Origin of the sequence: Candidatus Merdisoma sp. JLR.KK011 (genome assembly GCF_036941125.1) — a bacterium.
Lineage (GTDB): Bacteria > Bacillota > Clostridia > Lachnospirales > Lachnospiraceae > Laedolimicola.
Genome location: NZ_JAYWSZ010000003.1, coordinates 835,794 through 854,734, shown reverse-complemented (window position 1 = coordinate 854,734; position 18,941 = coordinate 835,794). Strand labels below are relative to the sequence as shown.

Annotated in this window: 22 protein-coding genes; 1 reads left to right on the top strand and 21 read right to left on the bottom strand. The window is 50.6% G+C overall.

What is annotated here, in order from left to right:
• Positions 1-65: 65 nt before the first annotated feature.
• The 9 genes from VV089_RS04960 to VV089_RS04920 form a co-directional block, all read right to left on the bottom strand.
• A complete protein-coding gene (locus VV089_RS04960) occupies positions 66-749 on the bottom strand; it encodes an HAD family hydrolase (protein WP_334335146.1) in 684 nt (227 codons plus the stop codon).
• Positions 750-793: 44 nt separating this feature from the next.
• Positions 794-1,222, bottom strand: a complete 429-nt coding sequence (locus VV089_RS04955) for an ABC transporter ATP-binding protein (RefSeq protein WP_172543461.1) — start codon at positions 1,220-1,222, stop codon at positions 794-796.
• Positions 1,212-1,655 carry a DUF4869 domain-containing protein gene (locus VV089_RS04950; RefSeq protein ID WP_172543460.1) on the bottom strand — a complete coding sequence of 148 codons (444 nt, stop codon included), beginning with the start codon at positions 1,653-1,655 and terminating at the stop codon, positions 1,212-1,214. Before VV089_RS04950 ends, VV089_RS04955 begins: the two co-directional genes overlap by 11 nt.
• Positions 1,652-2,389 (bottom strand): hypothetical protein, encoded by a 738-nt coding sequence (locus VV089_RS04945; protein ID WP_334335145.1) that lies wholly within the window; start codon positions 2,387-2,389, stop codon positions 1,652-1,654. Before VV089_RS04945 ends, VV089_RS04950 begins: the two co-directional genes overlap by 4 nt.
• A complete protein-coding gene (locus VV089_RS04940) occupies positions 2,358-3,086 on the bottom strand; it encodes a pseudouridine synthase (RefSeq protein WP_334335144.1) in 729 nt (242 codons plus the stop codon). The genes VV089_RS04945 and VV089_RS04940 overlap by 32 nt, the downstream gene beginning before the upstream one ends.
• Positions 3,073-4,530 carry an RsmB/NOP family class I SAM-dependent RNA methyltransferase gene (locus tag VV089_RS04935; protein WP_334336211.1) on the bottom strand — a complete coding sequence of 486 codons (1,458 nt, stop codon included), beginning with the start codon at positions 4,528-4,530 and terminating at the stop codon, positions 3,073-3,075. The genes VV089_RS04940 and VV089_RS04935 overlap by 14 nt, the downstream gene beginning before the upstream one ends.
• A gap of 151 nt (positions 4,531-4,681) precedes the next feature.
• A complete protein-coding gene (locus VV089_RS04930) occupies positions 4,682-5,503 on the bottom strand; it encodes a GTP pyrophosphokinase (RefSeq protein WP_172543458.1) in 822 nt (273 codons plus the stop codon).
• A gap of 97 nt (positions 5,504-5,600) precedes the next feature.
• Positions 5,601-6,260: a M23 family metallopeptidase gene (locus VV089_RS04925; protein WP_172543457.1), complete on the bottom strand. Its 660-nt coding sequence runs from the start codon at positions 6,258-6,260 to the stop codon at positions 5,601-5,603.
• Positions 6,261-6,299: 39 nt separating this feature from the next.
• A complete protein-coding gene (locus tag VV089_RS04920; protein WP_334335143.1) occupies positions 6,300-7,748 on the bottom strand; it encodes an aminoacyl-histidine dipeptidase in 1,449 nt (482 codons plus the stop codon).
• A 31-nt stretch (positions 7,749-7,779) separates the two neighbouring features.
• On the opposite strand from VV089_RS04920, the gene VV089_RS04915 reads away from it, so the two are divergent.
• Positions 7,780-8,712 carry a transporter gene (locus tag VV089_RS04915; RefSeq protein ID WP_172543455.1) on the top strand — a complete coding sequence of 311 codons (933 nt, stop codon included), beginning with the start codon at positions 7,780-7,782 and terminating at the stop codon, positions 8,710-8,712.
• Positions 8,713-8,755: 43 nt separating this feature from the next.
• On the opposite strand, the gene VV089_RS04910 is transcribed toward VV089_RS04915, so the two are convergent.
• The 12 genes from VV089_RS04910 to VV089_RS04855 all read right to left on the bottom strand — a co-directional run bounded on the left by VV089_RS04910 (position 8,756) and on the right by VV089_RS04855 (position 18,921).
• Positions 8,756-9,328 carry an ATPase gene (locus VV089_RS04910; RefSeq protein WP_172543454.1) on the bottom strand — a complete coding sequence of 191 codons (573 nt, stop codon included), beginning with the start codon at positions 9,326-9,328 and terminating at the stop codon, positions 8,756-8,758.
• 37 nt (positions 9,329-9,365) lie between these two features.
• Entirely contained in the window at positions 9,366-9,857 is a 492-nt protein-coding gene (gene coaD, locus VV089_RS04905; protein WP_172543453.1) for a pantetheine-phosphate adenylyltransferase, read from the bottom strand.
• Between the two features lie 185 nt (positions 9,858-10,042).
• Positions 10,043-10,606: a 16S rRNA (guanine(966)-N(2))-methyltransferase RsmD gene (rsmD, locus tag VV089_RS04900; protein ID WP_334335142.1), complete on the bottom strand. Its 564-nt coding sequence runs from the start codon at positions 10,604-10,606 to the stop codon at positions 10,043-10,045.
• 4 nt (positions 10,607-10,610) lie between these two features.
• On the bottom strand, positions 10,611-11,852 hold the full coding sequence (locus tag VV089_RS04895) for a glutamate-5-semialdehyde dehydrogenase (protein ID WP_334335141.1): 1,242 nt from the start codon (positions 11,850-11,852) through the stop codon (positions 10,611-10,613).
• 189 nt (positions 11,853-12,041) lie between these two features.
• Positions 12,042-12,632, bottom strand: coding sequence for a 5-formyltetrahydrofolate cyclo-ligase (locus tag VV089_RS04890; RefSeq protein ID WP_172544680.1), 591 nt, complete (start codon positions 12,630-12,632; stop codon positions 12,042-12,044).
• A complete protein-coding gene (locus tag VV089_RS04885; protein WP_334336210.1) occupies positions 12,613-12,831 on the bottom strand; it encodes a DUF896 domain-containing protein in 219 nt (72 codons plus the stop codon). Before VV089_RS04885 ends, VV089_RS04890 begins: the two co-directional genes overlap by 20 nt.
• 265 nt (positions 12,832-13,096) lie before the next feature.
• Positions 13,097-13,948: a patatin-like phospholipase family protein gene (locus VV089_RS04880; protein WP_172544678.1), complete on the bottom strand. Its 852-nt coding sequence runs from the start codon at positions 13,946-13,948 to the stop codon at positions 13,097-13,099.
• An 81-nt stretch (positions 13,949-14,029) separates the two neighbouring features.
• On the bottom strand, positions 14,030-14,473 hold the full coding sequence (locus tag VV089_RS04875) for a hypothetical protein (protein WP_172544677.1): 444 nt from the start codon (positions 14,471-14,473) through the stop codon (positions 14,030-14,032).
• A gap of 99 nt (positions 14,474-14,572) precedes the next feature.
• Positions 14,573-16,243, bottom strand: a complete 1,671-nt coding sequence (locus VV089_RS04870; RefSeq protein WP_334335140.1) for a putative polysaccharide biosynthesis protein — start codon at positions 16,241-16,243, stop codon at positions 14,573-14,575.
• A gap of 29 nt (positions 16,244-16,272) precedes the next feature.
• Complete coding sequence (locus VV089_RS04865) at positions 16,273-17,397, bottom strand: DUF3048 domain-containing protein (protein ID WP_172544675.1); 1,125 nt, start codon at positions 17,395-17,397, stop codon at positions 16,273-16,275.
• A 29-nt stretch (positions 17,398-17,426) separates the two neighbouring features.
• The gene (gene ybeY, locus VV089_RS04860; protein WP_334335139.1) at positions 17,427-17,936 is read right to left on the bottom strand and encodes an rRNA maturation RNase YbeY; all 510 of its coding nucleotides are present in this window, start codon (positions 17,934-17,936) and stop codon (positions 17,427-17,429) included.
• Entirely contained in the window at positions 17,914-18,921 is a 1,008-nt protein-coding gene (locus VV089_RS04855) for a PhoH family protein (RefSeq protein ID WP_172544673.1), read from the bottom strand. The genes ybeY and VV089_RS04855 overlap by 23 nt, the downstream gene beginning before the upstream one ends.
• Between the last annotated feature and the right edge of the window lie 20 nt (positions 18,922-18,941).

Below are 18,941 nucleotides of genomic sequence, written 5' to 3'. Positions count from 1 at the left end.
TCGTTCTGTAATACCTTTTACGGTACACTCCCATGTAAAGCAATCTCCAGCCCCACAGCTTTGCCTTACGGCTGTTTTGTATCTTTCAGCCGCCGGTATGTTCCATCCAATATTTCGTCAAAGCTTTCTATGTAATAATCTGCAAGTGCAAAAATCTGCTCCTTCCATCCCTCGGACTGTTCCTCCGCCACTGCGCAGACGCGGCTTCCGGCATTTTGCCCGGCCTGGATTCCGGCGATGGTATCCTCAAATACCAGACATTCTTCCGGGGCGGCCCCAAGCTTTTCTGCCACCTTCTCATAGATATCCGGCGCCGGCTTCCCTGCGCCGGCCTCGCAGGAGGTCATGCAGTAATCCATATATTCAGACAGGTTCAAAGATTCCAAAACCGCCTCTAAAAGCTCCCGGCTGCTGCTTGTAGCGATTCCCATAGGGATGCCCTGTGCCTTTAGGTACTTTAAAAACCGGAGGGCTCCCGGCTTTAGGGGCACCTCATGGGCGTATTTGTCCTTTGCCATCTCGATCCATTCGCTTTTGATCTCCTCCACACTGACCGGAAGCTGAAAATGTTCTTTAAAATAAACGGCAGCTTCAGAAAAGCTCATGCCCTCGATGGTATGCTGCAGATCCGCAGGCACCTCATAGCCATGCTTTCCCAAATATTCCACATCAATGTCTCCCCACATCCACAGGGAATCCACCAGGGTTCCGTCCATATCAAAAAGGACTGCTTTTATATTTTCCAGCATTTTATTTTCTCCTTTACTACAGTCTGTTTTCCAAAAAACATATATTATAAATATGGCTCTATCCGAAACTCTGTTATTTCTCCCCTCTTTTTACTAACCAATTCAAACAAATTTTCTTTCGTTGTGAATAGATTTTTAGGATTACGCCCAATAATAAGATACTGATTGTGCTCATCCATAGATATATATTTCCTCGTTTCATTATCCAGTAAGATATCCGCATTATCTATTACAATCAGCTTTCCTTTTATCTCCATAAGTATTTCATTCATACTTTTCTGATAATCCAGATAATTAAAGCATACGATATCAGGATTTAATGACATGCTCTCTCGGATAAAAGAAAAAACAGCCGTTTTTCCGGCAGCTGACACACCAGTGAGAACGGTAATATTATTTGTAAATGTAAAGTCAACTACAAAGGATGTGTGAACTGTTGAAAAATGCTTCATTACAATTGGTTTACTTTTCATCTTCCCACCATTCCTTTAGTTCCTCGTACTCACCGATCGCTCTGACCTTCCCACACGATACTGCTTTGACTGTACCCATCTCAAAAGGGATTACTGCATAATCACTATATACAGCCCCTCTCTCCAGACTGTACAGTACCTCCAGCGCATTATCCCCACACTCCTTCATACAAAATACTTTTTCCGGAAAATACAATACATTTAAAACAGTCTTACATCCTGTAGATAAACGATCCACATCCAATACTACACCATTAAACTTTGACTCTATCTTATATTTTCCAAGCAGCTTTGCCTCATCAATCAATTCTACAATTCTATTTGCCTTCTCATCCAGTCTGGCAGCAGTTTTTTGATTAAAATATACATCATTCAATTCTACATATTCCATCTCATGGGGTATGTCTGTTTTATTCTTATAGATTGTAATCATAGTACTACCTCCAATCCGGCGTTTGAAAACTCTTTGCTCAGAGAAGTTCCTTGATAAACAGCTCTCATTTTTTCCGAAATAGACATTCTATTGTTTTCCAGTCCGCAAATATCATCTTCCTGTCGTTCCTGCCACTCACAGCATGACCGAATCCAGCAATCGCCAATCTTTCCCTTTGATATCTCAAATCCTGTATTTCTTGTTAAATCATATAATAGTCTGGCTGAAAGCTGCTCTATATTGTATTCCTTTTTATAATTATCATTTGTCACTATTTCCCGAATGGATGTATAATTCAGCTCACCCGACCGGATCATAGGGAGCAGCATTTCCCTTGCCTTAACTGCCCATGCCCGTTTTATTAAAAATTCATCATCCGGTGCGTAAATCCAATCAACCAGCTTATCAAATTCCAACAAAAGGTACTCAAAACATATGATACTCAACAAGAAAACATTGTCTTTCCCATCTGCATAAGTTTTTAACAGTTTTTGTTCCCTATATACCTGTAAATTGTCAAATGCATGATCTAATACGATGATATATTGATTGTTCCGATCCTGCAATGCTTTTACAGCTTTTACAAGCTCGCTGTTATTTTTCTTACTTTCAACAATCACATCAGGACAAAGCTCCCGCATCAATGTCTTCCAAAACAGGAAGCCTGCTTTTCCTTTGCGATCTCCAATCCAAAAATAGGTCTTAGACGGCATCCATTTCCCCTTTTCTTTCATTTTGCAGTTCAGCCAGCTCTTCTTCCGTCAGAGGACGGTACTCCCCCGGCTGTAGGCTCTCGTCCAGGGTCAGGCTGCCCATGGAAAGCCGCTTTAAGTATAAAACCTCGCAGCCTGCTGCATGAAACATCCGTTTAATCTGATGATATTTTCCCTCCTGGATGGTCACCCGTATGCGGGATATCTCACCGGAGGACAAAATCTCCAAAAGGGCAGGCAGGGTCAGGCGTTCTTCCCCGATGTCCAGCCCCTCGCGGAAGCGCTTCACATGTTCCTCCGTTACCCGGCCCTGAATTTTTGCCTCGTAGGTCTTGTCAACATGATGCCTGGGCGACAAAAGCCTGTGGGCCAGCTTTCCGTCGTTGGTGATCAGCAGCAGTCCTTCCGTATCCTTGTCCAGACGCCCCACCGGAAAGAGATCCTTCCGCTTTTTTGACACAATCAGATCCAGAACCGTCCGGCACTGCCCGTCAGTCCGGGCCGAGACGCAGCCGGCCGGCTTGTTCAGCATATAATATTCCAGTTCCGTATAGATAAAGGGTACTCCCTCCACCAAAACCGTCTGCCCCGGATTCACCTGGCATTCCGGGCGCGTCACCTTTTCTCCCTCAAGGGTCACAAGCCCTTTTCGAATCTTCTGCTTTACCTGGGAGCGTGTGCCCGCTCCCATATCACAGAGGTATTTATCCAGACGCATGCTGCCACCTCCAGCCTGGGTAATATTTATTCCGGAGCTGTCCGTTCACCAGCTTGCCCCAGCCCAGGGAAAATCCGTCCACACAGACGAGGCACCAGCCCGAACCGGGGAACTCCGTGTCAAAATCTCCCTCCTCCAAAGTGAGTGTTTCTCCCTTCAGATAACGGACTACCCTTTGATCCGAAGAAGAAAAGTCCACGCTCACCTTACAGGTATCCTTCCTTAAGGTCATGGCCAGGGGCTGGCTTGGGGTAAACCTCTTTTTCTCCACATCGCCAAGATACAGGCCTGTCCGGAGAAAACGCAGGCCCCGGATAGAATAATTCCAGAGGGGCTTAGGCAGACTATAAAGCCTTTTGTCATACAGGCGGAGGCTTTCCTTTGGAATATGGATGCCAAGTGTTTCTGCAAACTCCTCCCACTCCGGACAGGCATGCGCCGCTTTCAGAGAGACGCCACAGCTTCCTTTTTGCTTCCGGGTTCTTTTTTCTGTTCCGGCCTCTTCGCTTTCTCCGTCTTTTCCGGTATCTTCCTCACCTTTTTGCAGAAGCGCCAGAAAATGTCCCTCCCCCTTCATCCGGTGGGGATAGATGCGCACGCAATGCTTTAACTGCCAAAATAAGCTCTCTCTGTATTCTTCCGTTCTCCCCGGAGCAAAGCCGTCGTATTCCGGCAAGGGACACACGCGAAAAGAAGGCTCAGATTCCAGAAGATGTGTTACCGCCCCCTCGTTTTCCTTGGGGGAAAAGGTACAGGTGGAATAGAGAAGCATGCCGCCCGGCTTTAACATCCGCGCCGCCTGCACAAGAATCTCCCGTTGAATCGGCGCATACCAGTCCGGCCCATGCTCCAGCCAGTCCTTTACCATGGCCGGATCCTTGCGGAACATCCCTTCCCCGGAACAAGGAGCGTCAACCAGGATTTTATCAAAAAACTGCGGAAAATAAGAAGCCAGACGCTCCGGGCTTTCACTGGTAACAAGGATATTCCCCTGTCCGAAAAGCTCCAGATTCTTCAAAAGCCCCTTGGCCCTGGAATTGCTGATGTCATTGGCTGCCAGAAGCCCCGTCCCTCCAAGGCGGGCCGCCAGCTCCGTGGCCTTGCCTCCCGGCGCTGCGCAGAGATCCAGAACCCTGTCTCCCTCCTGAATGGGAAGAAAGGCTGCCGGCGTCATGGCGCTGGGCTCCTGGAGGTAATAAAGTCCCGCCGCATAGTAAGGATGCCTGGAAGCCGGAGCATCCGCCTCCAGGTAAAAGCCATTTGGAATCCAGGGAATCTCTTCCAATGGAAAAGGAGAAATTTCTTCAAATTTCTCCGCCTCCGCCTTGGAAGTATTTACCCTGAGCCCCCGAAAGCCGGCGCTTGTTCCGCTCTCCAGATACGCCTCGTAATCGTCTCCCAGTAAATCCTTCATATGTTCCAAAAATGCTTCCGGTAATTCCATTGCCATACCTTTTGTACCTATCGTAAGTCCTGTCATATCTCCTCCGGCACACCCTGTCTGAATCCATTTTCAGCCATAAATACCTATGCCTGAAATTTGATTTGCAGGCTGCAGGAGACATTACTGTTTTCAGTTCCGTAACATTACTGCTTTACGTAATCTTCGTAGTATCCGACAAAGCCTGGGCCCGGTAGCCCTCGGCAATAAGATCCAGCTGCTTGTCAAACCGCTCCAGCTTTTCTATATCGTTCATGGCATAAATCCGGTAAAATTCATCCTGAATCTTTACAATCTCCCGTTTGTTTGCCACATTATAGAGATTCTGAATGTTGTTCAGAATATCCGCCACAATATTCGCCTGGATCTGGAAGGAAATCTGGGCGTCCATAATCTCGCTGCGCACATTGGACATCTCATTGTCCAGGACAATGATAGCGTCCGCCGCATTCAAAAGCCGCTCTCTGATGTGCTCCGGAATATTCCGCTTATACTTGTACTGAAGGGAGTGCTCCACCGTCGCCCAGAAATTCATGGCCATGGTGCGGATCTGCACCTCCATCTGCAGTCTTCTAGGGCCCTCTAAGGTGTCCACCTCGTAAAAAATAATCATATGATAGCTGCGGTAGCCGGAGGTCTTCATCTGGCGGATATAGTCACGCTCCTGCTTCACATCCATGTCATTGCGGTTGCGGATGATCTCCACCACCCGGTCAATGTCCTCCACAAACTGGCAGATGATCCGGATGCCGGCCAGATCCACGATCCGATCCTCAATGCGCTCCGGCGCAATCTTTTTTTTCTGGCACTTATCAAGAATACTGGCAATGGTCTTCACCCTCCCCTCCACACGCTCAATGGGGCAGTAAATACCTTTGTCCTTGTGTTCTTTTATCAAATGGTTAAACTTTGTTGTCACTTCCTTGACGGCAAGCTCATAAGGATTGAGAATCTCTCGCCATAATTGTATTTCCATTTGTAATCTCCATTTCTCTTCTGTCACAGACAAGGCAAGCCGGACGCCGTCTTCCAAAAAGCCCCAGGCCGGCAGTAAAAATCCGGTTTCCAAAGCTTTAGTAGGCACAGCGCAGCTTATTCTGTTCCAGATATTTCAGAAACCAGTAGGGATTGACCGCAAGTTCCCGGATCTCTTCCGTCCGTATGTAAATCCCCAGATGCAGGTGCACATCAAACTTTCCCCTGGTTCCCTCCTTAACTCCGTAGCCGGTATCTCCCATGTAACCCAGGATCTGCCCGGCCTTTATCACATCGCCCTCCTTAAAATCCTCCGCATAGGAATCCAGATGGGCATAGTAAAAGTATACGTTGTGAAGGCTGCGGATTCCGATGCGCCAGCCTCCTTTTTCCAGCCACCCAACCCGTTCCACCACGCCGTCGCTGATGCTGACGATGGGGTAGTAGCCGCTTTTCTGAATCCCGGCCATAAGATCCGTGCCCTCATGGCCGTATGAGCCGCCGTAGGTCCGCTCGAACATCCAACTGTTTTCATAGGAAACCAGGGCCTCCTCATTCTGGGTAGACTCGGGCACCGGAAAATAAACCAGATCCTTCCAGATATCCTCATACAGCTCATAGTACTTACGCGCCTGCTCTTCCACATCCGACGCCTCCGTGGACGGCAGAGCCGCTTCCCCTAACCGGACAAGCTGGAATTGAATCAGAAAGCAGACCGAGATAATCAGTAATAGATAAGAAGCAATTGACAGCCGCATACGCGCTCCACTTTTTATACTCCATCCATTACTATATGCTTACCGGAGCTCTTTTAGAACCTCCAGAACAAATTCATACACGCGTTTTACGGAAGAAATGCTGATGCGCTCCTTCGGCGTATGGATATCGTACATATCCGGCCCGATAGATACACAATCCAGGCCCTCAATCTTTCCGCTGAAAATACCGCACTCCAGCCCCGCATGGATGGCCTCCACCTTAGGCTCCTTCCCATAAAGCTTTTCAAAAACCTGTACCATGGTATCACGAAGAACCGAATCCTTCTTATACTCCCAGCCCGGATAAGAGCCTGTTTCCTCGTAGCTTCCCCCGAGGAATTCCACACAGTGGCACAAGCGGCTTCCCAGTTCTTCTTTCTCCGTCTCCACAGAGCTTCTCACGCTGAATACAACATGGGCCTCCTCTTCCATCAGCTTCAAAGTCCCCAGATTCAGGGAGGTCTGCACCAGTCCCGGAATCTCCATGCTGTTGCGGATCACTCCGTTTGGCACCATATGAAGGAGATAGAGAAGCTTGGAAGCGCTTCCGCGGGTCAGCGCCTTTCCTTTTTTTCTTCCCTCTGCCTTATAGGTAACGGCGACGCCGGGATCATTGGATGCATACTCCTTCTTGTAGACAGCATCCCACTTTGCCAGCGCCTCCTTAAGACGCTCTTCCTCCGCCTGGCTGACGCAGATCCCGGCCTCGGTTCTCCGGGGAATGGCATTGTCCATCAGGCCGCCCTCCAGGGCTTCCAGGCGAAAATCCATTTCCTCAAACAATGCACAGAGCAGACGGCCCATCAGGATATTGGAATTGCCGTGTTCCTTGTGGATCTCCACGCCGGAGTGACCGCCAAGAAGCCCTTCCACTGCTACCTTATAATAGCTCCCTTCCGTGTCCTCATATGCGACAGGTAGAATACATCTGCTGCGCATTCCGCCGGCACAGCTTACGGTGAAAATCCCTTCCAGCTCGGAATCAATATTAATCAGCCGCTTTCCCGAAAGCCGGCTCATATCCATGGCGTTGGCCCCCAGAAGCCCCGTCTCCTCGTCGGTGGTGAACACGCACTCCAGCCGCGGATGCTTTAAGGTATCGTCATCCAGAACGGCAAGGGCCATGGCGACAGCGATCCCGTCGTCGCCTCCCAGGGTGGTTCCGTCGGCGGACAGCAGATCCCCCTCTACCTTCAGCTCAAGTCCGTCCTTTTCAAAATCAATGGGATTATCCGCTTCCTTTTCACAGACCATGTCCAGATGTCCCTGCAGAATCACTGTGGGAGCGTCCTCGTACCCTTCTGACGCTTCCTTTACAATCACCACGTTCCATGCCTCGTCCTGCCAGGCTGTCAGATTGTGATCCTTCGCAAACTGCATACAGTAATCGCTGACGCCCTTTGTATTGCCGGAGCCATGGGGAATGGCGCACAGATCCTCGAAATAGTGAAATACCTGCTTTGGTTCCAGATTTGCTAATTTGTTCATATGCTGCCTCCTGTCTTTCATATATATGAATATGATGAAAAAAATACTTTATTTTTCCGTAATTCTTATATTGCTGGCATTTCTTCTGGCAGATCCCGCTCATGCGGTGGATGCCTCCCGGGCCGGGCTGATGCTGTGGTTCCACACCCTGGTTCCTACGCTTCTGCCCTTTTTGATCCTGTCCAATCTGCTGATTGCCATGGATGGAGTGTCTTACCTTACCCGGTTTCTCTATCCTGTCCTTCACCGGCTTTTTGGCTGTTCCCGAAACGGCTGCTTCTGTATCGCCTCCGGCTTTCTCTGTGGCTATCCCGTTGGAGCCAAGCTGGCCGGCGACCTGACCCGGGAGGGGCGCGTCACCTTGGAAGAGGGCAGCTACCTCCTGGCCTTCTGCAACAATGCAAGTCCGGCCTTTCTCATCGGCTATTGTCTGACGGATTCCTTAAAGAGACCGGAGCTTCTGGCCCCCACACTCATGATTGTATACGGCGCCCCTCTTTTGCTTGCAGTTTTTCTCCGCAGAAAAAGGAATTTTCCGGATCCGTACATAGAAAAAGAGACATCCCGATCTCAAATCAGCTTCAAAATCGTAGATGTCTGTATGATGAACGGACTGGAAAGTATTTTAAAGCTTGGGTGTTACATCATCCTGTTTTCCATACTGGCAAGGCTTCTGATACAGATTCCCTGTCCGTCTTCCTTTGTAACCTGCATAAGCGCAGGAATTTTGGAAATGACCAACGGAATCGCCCTGGTTACCGCTGACAAAACCCTCCCGTTTCCCATGCAGTATCTGTCTGTCCTCTGCTTTCTCTCCTTCGGAGGGCTTTCCGGCGCTGCTCAGACAGAGAGCATGATCCTGGACAGCGGCCTGTCCTTTGGGGCTTATCTAAAGGCAAAGCTGCTGACAACCGCCCTTGCCGCCGCTCTTCTGGCAGGATATCTGCTGCTGTCCTCCCTGTAAGGAGACGACCTTATGCGCCGCGGTTCCCCCGGCAGCCCTTCCTTTATTCCTCCAGGTCGGACAGCTCCTCCTCATTCAAGGCCGGCGCCAGTTCGTTGCGGTTGTTGGCCAGAATGTCGCTGAAGCTTCGAAGGGAGCCCATCATATTCTCATACTTTGCCATATGGCTTTCCATGGTTTTGTGGATAAGATTCTGCAGGTTGCCCAGCATATCGTCGGTGTAATGCATGGCCTGCATCCGGAAGTTGTTCGCATCGATGGTGGCTGCGTCCAGCTTCCGCTGGGCCTCCGCCTCTGCCGCCGCCATAATCTCATTTGCCTGAACATAAGCCTGCTGCATGATCTCGTGCTCATTGATCAATTCGGAGGTATGTATATTTGCCTCCTTGATAATGGCGTCTGCCTTTGCCTGCGCATCTGCGAGAATGGCGTCCCGGTTGGCGAGCACCTTCTGGTAACGCTTAATCTCTTCCGGTGTCTTCATCCGAAGCTCCCGAAGAAGCTCCTCGATCTCCTCTTTATTCACAATGATGTTGGTCTTTGACAATGTCTGTGGCTTGCAGCCGTCAATGTACTCTTCAATCTCCTCGATAATCTGTTCAATCTTACTGCTCATGCTGCTCACTCCTTTTCAAGATCTATACTCCCTTAGCTTACCCTTCCGGCAGTACTTCCATCCGCTCCTGAATCTTTTTTTCCACAAAAGGCGGAACAAAGGCGGATATATCGCCACCAAAGCCTGCCACCTCTTTTACGGTGGTGGAGCTGAGATAGGCATACTCCAGACTGGTCGTTAGGAATATGGTATCCAGATCCGGATTCATAATCCGGTTGGTCTGTGCCATCTGAAGCTCGTAGTCGAAGTCTGTAATCGCCCGAAGGCCCCGGACAATCACGCGGGCTTCGCACTCTTTTGCAAATTCTACCAGCAGTCCTGTAAAGGATCTGATTTTTACATTCGGGTATTCCTTTGTTACTTCTTCTAACATCTTAACACGTTCTTCCACAGAAAACAACGGAGATTTTGCGCGATTGTTTAAAACGCCCACTACAAGCTCCTCCACCACCCGGGAAGCACGCACAATGATATCCAGATGCCCAAAAGTGACCGGGTCAAAGCTTCCTGCATAAATTCCTCTTACCATAAGTTTTTCTCCTATTTAAAGTCGCTGCGCGACGGCACTAAAGAGCAAAGTCCCTTCGGCACACTTGTAATGAGAGAAACTTTTATTCGAAAAGCACTCATAAAAGTTCCTCTCGTGCGCCTTTGTGACTTTGCCGTCCGACAGAAATTCTTTCTCAAAATACTTGACTTTTCTTAGCCGGACTCTTATGAATCCTCCTGGATACGCCTTAAAAAAAGATGCTTGTTGGTTTTATAGTTCTTGATCTTACAGGCCGTGAAGCCGCAGTCCTTAATCCAGTCTGCAGCCGCATCTTTTGTGGTCTCCAGGATCACGGTTGTCTGCCCGTCTGCCAGAGAGGAATTCTGAAGGGCCGCCAGCGCCTGCTGCTCCAGCCCCTGTCCGTAAGGCGGATCCATAAAAATAATGTCAAAGGCTTCCTCCCGCTCAAGCTGATAAAGGGCCGACACCGCATCTGCTTTCAGTACTCTGGCCCGATCCGAAAGCTTTGTAAAGGAAAGGTTCTCCTTAATACAGGCTGCTGCTTTCTGCTGATGCTCCACAAAAACCGCTTCCCTGGCCCCTCGGCTCAGAGCTTCGATGCCGATGGCTCCGGTGCCCGCAAAGAGATCCAGGAACCGGCAGCCCAAAATATCCTGCTGAAGCATATTGAAAAGGGTCTCCTTAATACGGTCCGTAGTGGGACGCGTATCCAGTCCTTCTATACATTTAAGCGGAAGGCTTCTGGCCGTCCCTGCAATCACTCTCACAAGCTTACCCCCTTACCTGTCCGGTTCCGCGAATCTCGTATTTGTAGGAGGTAAGGGCCTCCAGTCCCATAGGGCCTCTGGCGTGAAGCTTCTGGGTACTAATGCCGATCTCCGCCCCGAATCCGAATTCAAAGCCGTCTGTAAACCGGGTGGAAGCATTCACGTACACAGCCGCCGCGTCCACCTCACGCAAAAACTGCTCTGCATGAGCTTTATTCTCTGTAATAATGGCCTCGGAATGGCCGGTATTGTAACGGTTGATATGGGAAACCGCCTCCGAGATACTGTCCACAACCTTTATGGAAAGAATATAGTCCAGATACTCTGTTCCCCAGTCGGCTTCCTGGGCTTCCTTCATGGGAACCGCTTCCCTGGCCCTTTCATCCCCCCGTAGCTCCACCTGCTTTTCGGCAAGCCGCTCTGCAAGCATAGGCAGAAAAGCATCCTTTACCTTCTCGTGGACGATCAGGGATTCGCAGGCATTGCATACGCCGATGCGCTGTGTCTTGGCATTGAAGACAATCTCAGCCGCCATGGCAAGATCCGCCTCCTCGTCCACATAGATGTGGCAGTTGCCGGAGCCTGTCTCAATCACGGGGATGGTGCTGTTGTTTACTACCGCAGCAATGAGGCTTGCGCTTCCCCTGGGAATCAGCACGTCGATATACTGATTCAGCTTCATAAAAGCCGCCGCTGTCTCCCGGCTGGTATCGGAAAGAAGAGAAATAGCCGCCGGACATTCGCACGCATGCAGGGTCTCTCTCAAAACCTCCACAATGGCCTGGTTGGAATACAGTGCGTCGCTTCCTCCCCGGAGCACCACTGCGTTGCCTGTCTTAAAGCAAAGGCCGAAGGCATCCGCCGTTACATTGGGCCTGGCCTCATAGATAATCCCGATGACGCCTAAGGGAACACGCACCTGGCGGATATGCAGGCCGTTTGGAGGCCTGTGCTCCCCCATAACCCGGCCGATGGGATCGGGCAGCGCCGCAATCTGGCGCAGTCCCTCTGCCATTCCCTCGATCCGCTCCGGCGTCAGAAGGAGACGATCCAGAAGGCCTGCCTTCATGCCCTTTTCCCTTCCCCTGGCCATATCTTTTTCATTGGCCGCCAGTATCTGAGCCCTGTGTTTTACCAGATCTTCCGCAGCCTTCGTTAAAACCTCATTCTTTTTTTCCTCTGACAGGATGCGAAGAAAGGGCTCTGCTTCCTTTGCCTCTTGTCCAATCCGTTCCAATAATTCCATAGCTTTCTCCTATTTGCAGCCGCTGTGCGGCTACACTAAAGGGTAAAGCTGCTTCGCCACACCGGTAATGAGGGAAACTTTTGTTCGAAAAAGCACTCATAAAAGTTCCTCTCGTGCGCCTTTGCAGCTTTACCGTCCAGCAGAAATTTTTTCTAATTAAATATTTGACATTTCTCAGCCGGACTGTTTTTATGTATCGGATCCTGCCATAAGGCACCGCTTTTCCGTCACAACCTTTGCCGGGCGGATATCGAATTCTTCAAAGGGTACTTCCTCTTTTACCTGGAATTCAAACGCCAGGGCAACGGTTACAAGTCCCGGATGTTTTTCCAGAAAGCGGTCATAGAAGCCTCCTCCGTATCCTACCCGGCGGCACTTTAGGTCAAAGGCTACCCCCGGCATAAGCAAAAGGGCATCCTCCTCTTCTGCCGGATGTTCCTCCCTGGGCTCCTGGATGCCGAAGCTGCCCTCCTCCAGATCCTCCTCAAAGGAAGTAATGTAGAAAAACCGCATCTCCTGCCCCAGCACCTTGGGGACGGCTACCCGTTTCCCGGCCGCCCAGGCAGCGCGGATCACATCCCTTGTCTCTACCTCATGCTTGCAATCCATGTAGGCGTAAAGAATCCTGGCCTTCTGATATTCGGGCAGTGCAAGGAGCCGTTCCTTCACGGACAGGCTCATGGCGTGGATCTCTTCATCTGTATGGGCCTTACGCAGGCTGCGGATCTCCCGGCGCAATTCCTTTTTTTCCTGTTTTCTGTCAGTTTCCTTTTTTTGCATGCTTCTCTCCCAGATTCGTTACCGTGCCGTCTGCTTCTCTGATATCGATGCGGTCAAGCTGTCCCCGGAGGTTCATGCGCACCGCCTCAATGTATTCCCGGCGAAGCGCTGCCTGCTCCTCTTTCTCTGCGTCTGTTAAGCCCTCTGCTTTTGAGCGGTGGTACAGCTCATTGATCCGGGCTATCTTCTTTTCGTCCATCATTTCCTTTGCTCCTATTCCAGTTCCGCATAGAGCCATTCCGTACACGGGATCTAGATGGATTTCCGGTCACAAAAAACATGTGCCCGTAAATCCATCTGTGCACGTAACGGCTCTATGCTGTTTCCAGTTCCGCATAGAGCCATTCCGTACACGGGATCTAGATGGATTTCCGGTCACAAAAAACATGTGCCCGTAAATCCATCTGTACACGTAACGGCTCTATGCTGTTTCCAGTTCCGCATAGAGCCATTCCGTACACGGGTTACCTCCTCAGGTACTCGGTCACCTGGGAGAAATTGTCCTTTGCGTACTCGTAGCCATGATTGTAAAAATCTGTCAGTACCTTCACGTTATCCTCTGTATTCTTCACCACCGGAACCTGGGGGCGGATCACCAGGATGTGTCCCCGCGCCTCCAGCTCCTCCAGAAGCTCCATGGTCTGATTATAATAATAAGCCCGGTTCTTAATGGCCCGGATCAGGTACGGGTACTTCTGGTACAGAAGCCTTGCCATCCGAAGGGATCTTCTGGCCGGAGGCTTCCGGTAGCCTGCCTGCCGGGTGAGGATCACCACATTCTTCTTCACCCCGTCATGTAAGGCCTTCCGGATGGGAATGGAATCGGCCACGCCGCCGTCCAGCAGCGGAATCCCGTCCACCTCCACCATGGGCGACACAATGGGAAGGCTTGCAGATGCCCTGCAGGCTGCCATCAGACGCTCCCGGCTCCTTCGCTCCGTAAGATAAGCGGCTCTTCCCGTCAGACAGTTTGTGGCTGTCAGAACACAAGTCTGCCTGGAGGAAAAGAAGGTGTCATAGTCAAAGGGGATAATCTTATTGGGAAATATATCAAAGATCAAATCCATATTAAAAAGACTGTGATTCTTCACCAGATTCCGAAATCCCACGTAGCTTCCGGCCTCCAGAAAATCTATGGTACAGGTCTTCATCCGTCCCGGCTGGCGGGACACGTAATTCACGGCATTGCAGGCTCCTGCGGAAACACCGATGACATAGGGCAGATAAAGCTTCTGTTCCATAAAATAATCCAGAACACCTGCCGTAAACACGCCTCTGGTTCCGCCGCCCTCCAGTATCAATCCTGCTCGTCTCATTTCCTATTGCCTCCAGAAAATCAAAGCCAAATCTTTGTATAACACTTCTAATTTACACCATAACCAGAAGAATAGCAAGTTTTAACTGGAGTAATTCTCCAAAAAATCATAAAGCTCCCCGGGACTTTTCAGTCCCTTTCCCCGAAGAACCTCCTCTTTCAAGTCATCGGGAAGGTCCTCCAGGGTGATCTCCGTCTCCTCATAAAGGGTCTCCCGGTCTCCCAGATATATCTTCACATTGCCGGCCTCAAAAACGAGATAATAAAGGTAAGCTTCCGTCTCATCCCGGACTGCCTCTGCTGACGCTTCCCTTCTGGCGGCCTCTATGGCTCTCTCCTGCTGTTCCTTTTCTTCCCGTTCTCTGGCTTGTTCCAAAGACGCCTGCCGGATGGGGAGCGTCATAGGCCCCTGAAGGCTCAGCAGATCCTCCTCCCCCGCATGTTCCGAATAAAGTGTTCCCGAATAATAGGCCAGTCCCCCCAGAATCCCCACCGTCAGAAGGCCGGCAATGATCCTTTTTGTCATAAAAAAATCCTCCTTTTGTCCATACATGCCCAAAAGGGCTGTCTCCCAGGCAGGTTTCTGCCATTTACGATAGTATGGACAAAAAAGGAAGATCTTATCTTACAAAAGATGCATTTTTTTCAAGATACGCACCAGAACATGGCCTTTGGGAAAGGCTGCAAGCTCCTGTTCCGTAATTCCACGAAGGATCAGCATAAAAAAGCCATAGATAAAGACGGCCAGGATAATGCATACCACCGCAGTAAATCGCACTCCAATCAAGTCCTCCAGAGGGATGGACACAAGCCAGCAAGTTAACCCCATAATCGTAGAGGACACAACAGGAATGACAAAGGTGCGCACCAGCTCCTGCCGGTAGCGCAGGTGCCTGCGGATAGCCAGCCCGTTCAGAATGCACATCATCACTGCAAAAAACAGGTAAGAGAGCACCACGCCGAATATGTGAAGCTGAAATACCTGGACAAGCACTACCATAAGCCCCAGATGCAGCGCCAGGGAAATCAAGGCGTTGCGCACCGGAATGTGCATTCGGTCAATTCCCTGAAGAATTCCGTTGGTCAGCGTGGACAGTCCGTAGAAAATCACTGCCATGGAGCCTGCCCAGAACAGCTTCGGCGCAATCGGGTCTGTATTCCAGGAAAGCAGATTCAGTATCGGCTCCGCCAGGGCCGTAAGCCCGAAGGCGCTGGGAATACAGATAAACATTACCATACGGATGGCCCCGTCTGTCTTTCTGCGCATCTCTTTGCGGTTTCCTTCCATCCTCGCCCTTGTCAGAGCCGGGATAGTAGACGCAGACAGCGCCGAGGCCACGGCAATGGGCACGTTGGTAAGCAGCTTGTATTTTCCTACATAAATGCCCCAGTAAACCTCAACCACAGACTTTTCCATCTTCTGCACATCCAGCATCAGATATTTAAAAAGGCCTTGATCCAGCACGCCGCTGATGTTGTAGACCGCCGTGCTTAAAATAACCGGGACAATGGTCAGAACCAGCAGCTTAAAAACCGTTCCATAGCTTTCCCGGCTTCCCGTGCGGTCCCGCTTCATCTGACGCTGCAGCACCCGGTTATACATAAGCATCACGATGATGAGAAAAATAAGGCCGGACAGGGCTCCCAGACTGGTTCCAAGGGTACTGCCGGCCGCCCCGTAGATAGGGCCGCTTCTGCCGTCCGCGATTCCCGCCTTCTCATCCAGGGAAACGCCGTACCGGAACAAAAGGCTGGCCGCCGTAATGCTCACTACCGCATTAAAAATCTGCTCAATCACCTGGGAAACCGCCGTAGGCATCATGCTCCCCATGCCCTGGAAAAAGCCCCGCAGCACTCCCATGACAGCCAGGAAAAATACAGCCAGAGCCAGAACCTTGAGGCTCAGCTCACTCTCCGGCGTATTCAAAAGGCTTCCCGTAAAAAAGCCGGCCCCCAGATACGTCACCGCAGAGCCTGCAAGCCCCACTACAAGGGCCATATACAAGGCTCCCTTAAAAATGCGGTAAGCATTCCGGTACTGCCCAAGGGCCGCCTTTGCCGAAACCAGCTTGGATACGGCCAGAGGCAGGCTGTAGGAGGAGATCAGCAGAATGATATTGTAGATCTCGTAGGCTGCCGAATAATAGTCGTTTCCATGATCGGTAATGATATTGGTGACAGGCAGACGATAAAGCATACCGATGATCCGGCTTAAGATCGAGGCCGCCGCCAATATACTGCCCTGCATTATGTAATTGGTGCGGTTTTTTGTCTTTGTCTTTTTCTGCCTGCTCATATCTGCCCTTTCACCGGCATGCATCCAAACTACTGAATCACTGCCTCATCCGCATAATCATTCCAGACAATGCAGACAAAGGTTTTTCCATTATTTAACACAATCTGATTGTTTTCTTTATCATAGTACCGGGCCGGCGCTCCCAGATCCCCTTCCGTATTCCAGTAGCCTTCAATCATCTTCCCGTTGGTGAACACAATACAGTCGTTGTTGTAGGACTGGCTGGCAAAATGGAGGTAATCATCCTCGTCCAGCACAACGCCGTCGCAGTACTGGAAGATCACATTGGTCACCGCCACCTGCTCTCCCGTCAGTTCATCTATATGGGGGTTGCCGTAGGTGGAGCGGTAATACTTCCGATCAGAAGCATTGTACTCAAAGGTCGCCTTCACGCCGCCGAAGCCGTTCTCGCCATGGGTTCCGCCGGGCTGGAGAAATACGGCGTCCGGGTATCCCTCGTACTCTTCAATCTCTCCGTCGGCTGCAAAACGGAACTTCTCGGCGAAATCGCCCGGCATATCCATATTGTAGCCCTTTTTCTCAATGTCCTTCCAGATTCCCTCCGGAAATGCATACAGGGTATGCTCCCAGTCCTTGCCGGGACGTGAAATACGGTCGTACATATTGGCGGCCGGCTTCTTAATCCCCTTGGTTCCTCCGGACAGCACGTCAAACTCGCCGCCGTTCAGGGAATCCAAGGCATAAAACGCCTGTCCGAAATGAGCGTAAACAGCGTCGAACTCCTGTGCAAAATGAAGGAAATACAGACGGCAGCTTCGTACAGAACCAATCCGCTCCAAGTCCTCCCAGTCCTCAAAGATTCCCATCCAGCGCGTAATCCGCTTTTCCACGGGGCACTCGTAAATTACACTGGCATTGTTCACACCGGACATAGGAAGCGCTTCCTTCTTATTGTTGAGCATGATTGCCAGGGGCCGTCTTGACGCCAGCTCCTGATCGATCCATTCGCCTGTAAAGTAGCTGCGCACCTTTCCGTCCACTACTTCCCGGCCGTCGCTGCCCTCCGAAGCCTCTGCGCTCTCCACAATCTCACTTTCCGTATCCAGGTCTTCTTCCTCTGATTTGTCTTTTCCACAGCCTGCAAAAATCAAAGCAAAAGCCAAAGTCAGAAGAAACAGCTTTCCCTTTTTCATATTGCGTCCTCCTATTCTCATTCCTGTTCCTAACGTAATATACGTAATATATTCAAAGAATGAAGAATGGCCTCCTGCCTTTTCTCCATTTCCTTTGCTTCCCCGGTTTCCATGTGATCGTAGCCGAACAGATGCAGCATACTGTGCGTAATCAGAAAAGCAAACTCCCGCACCTCGCCGTGCCGGTACTTTTTCGCCTGCTCACGCACCTTTTCCATGGAAATAATAATGTCGCCCAATAAAAGCTCCCCGGTATCCGGATGAAAGCAGCCGCAGGCTTCTGCCTCTGCGCAGGAAAAATCCGACGGGCTGTCATACTCCAGCATGGGAAACGACAGTACATCCGTGGCCCGATCGATATTCCGGTGCTCCCGGTTAATCTTACGTATTCCGGCGTTGTCTGTCAAGAGCAGGCTGACTTCCGCCTCATAGGGACAGCCCTCATAATCCAGCGCCGCCTCTATCACCTTTCTGGCCAGAGCCGGAAGGTCTGTTCCCTGGATCTCTATCTTACTCTCATCTTCTAGATTGATTGTCATAAGCATCCTTTCTTCTGCCCCTGCGCTCCAGAGCCTGCTCGTAGCTGTCATAAGCCTGTACAATTTTCTGAACCAGCGGATGACGCACTACGTCCTTGCTTGTCAGGGCGCAAAAGCCTATCTCTTCCACCCGGGACAGTACCTTTAACGCCACATCCAGTCCGGAGCGCGCTCCAAAGGGCAGATCCTTCTGGCTGGAATCTCCGGTTACAATCACCTTAGACCCAAAGCCAATCCGGGTTAAAAACATCTTCATCTGGGCGGGGGTGGTATTCTGGGCCTCATCCAGGATGATATAGGCATTATCCAGAGTTCTTCCCCTCATATAAGCCAGAGGGGCCACCTCAATCAGCCCGCGCTCCATATTTTTCAGGAAGCTGTCTGCCCCCATAATCTCATAAAGGGCATCATAAAGAGGCCGCAGGTAGGGGTCTACCTTGCTCTGGAGGTCTCCCGGCAGGAATCCAAGCTTCTCCCCGGCCTCGATAGCCGGCCTCGTGAGAATGATACGGCTGACCTCATTGTTCTTAAAGGCCGTAATGGCCATAGCCATAGCCAGGTAGGTCTTGCCCGTTCCGGCCGGCCCGGTGCCGAAGACTATCATCCGCTCCCGGATCAGATCCACATAGCGCTTCTGTCCCAGTGTCTTGGGCTTGATGGGCTTGCCGCTCATGGTGTGGCAGATGAGATCCCGGTCAATCTCCGTCAGAGCCTCCTCCTGCCCCTCCATGGAGAGAGCCAGGGCATAGTCTACATTCTGTTCCTGTATGACATTGCCCCGTCTGGAGAGAATTAACAGCTGCTCCAGAACCCGGGCAGCCTGCCTTCCCCTGTTCTCCGGCCCTAGAATCTTTACCGTCCCGTCCCTTGGAATCACGGAGACCTTCAAGGTCTGCTCAATCTTTTTCACAAATACATCAAACTGGCCGAATACATTGCGCTCATGCTCGGCCGGGATATCTATCAAGGTTTCTGCTATATTCAAATCTTACTGCTCCTGTCCTT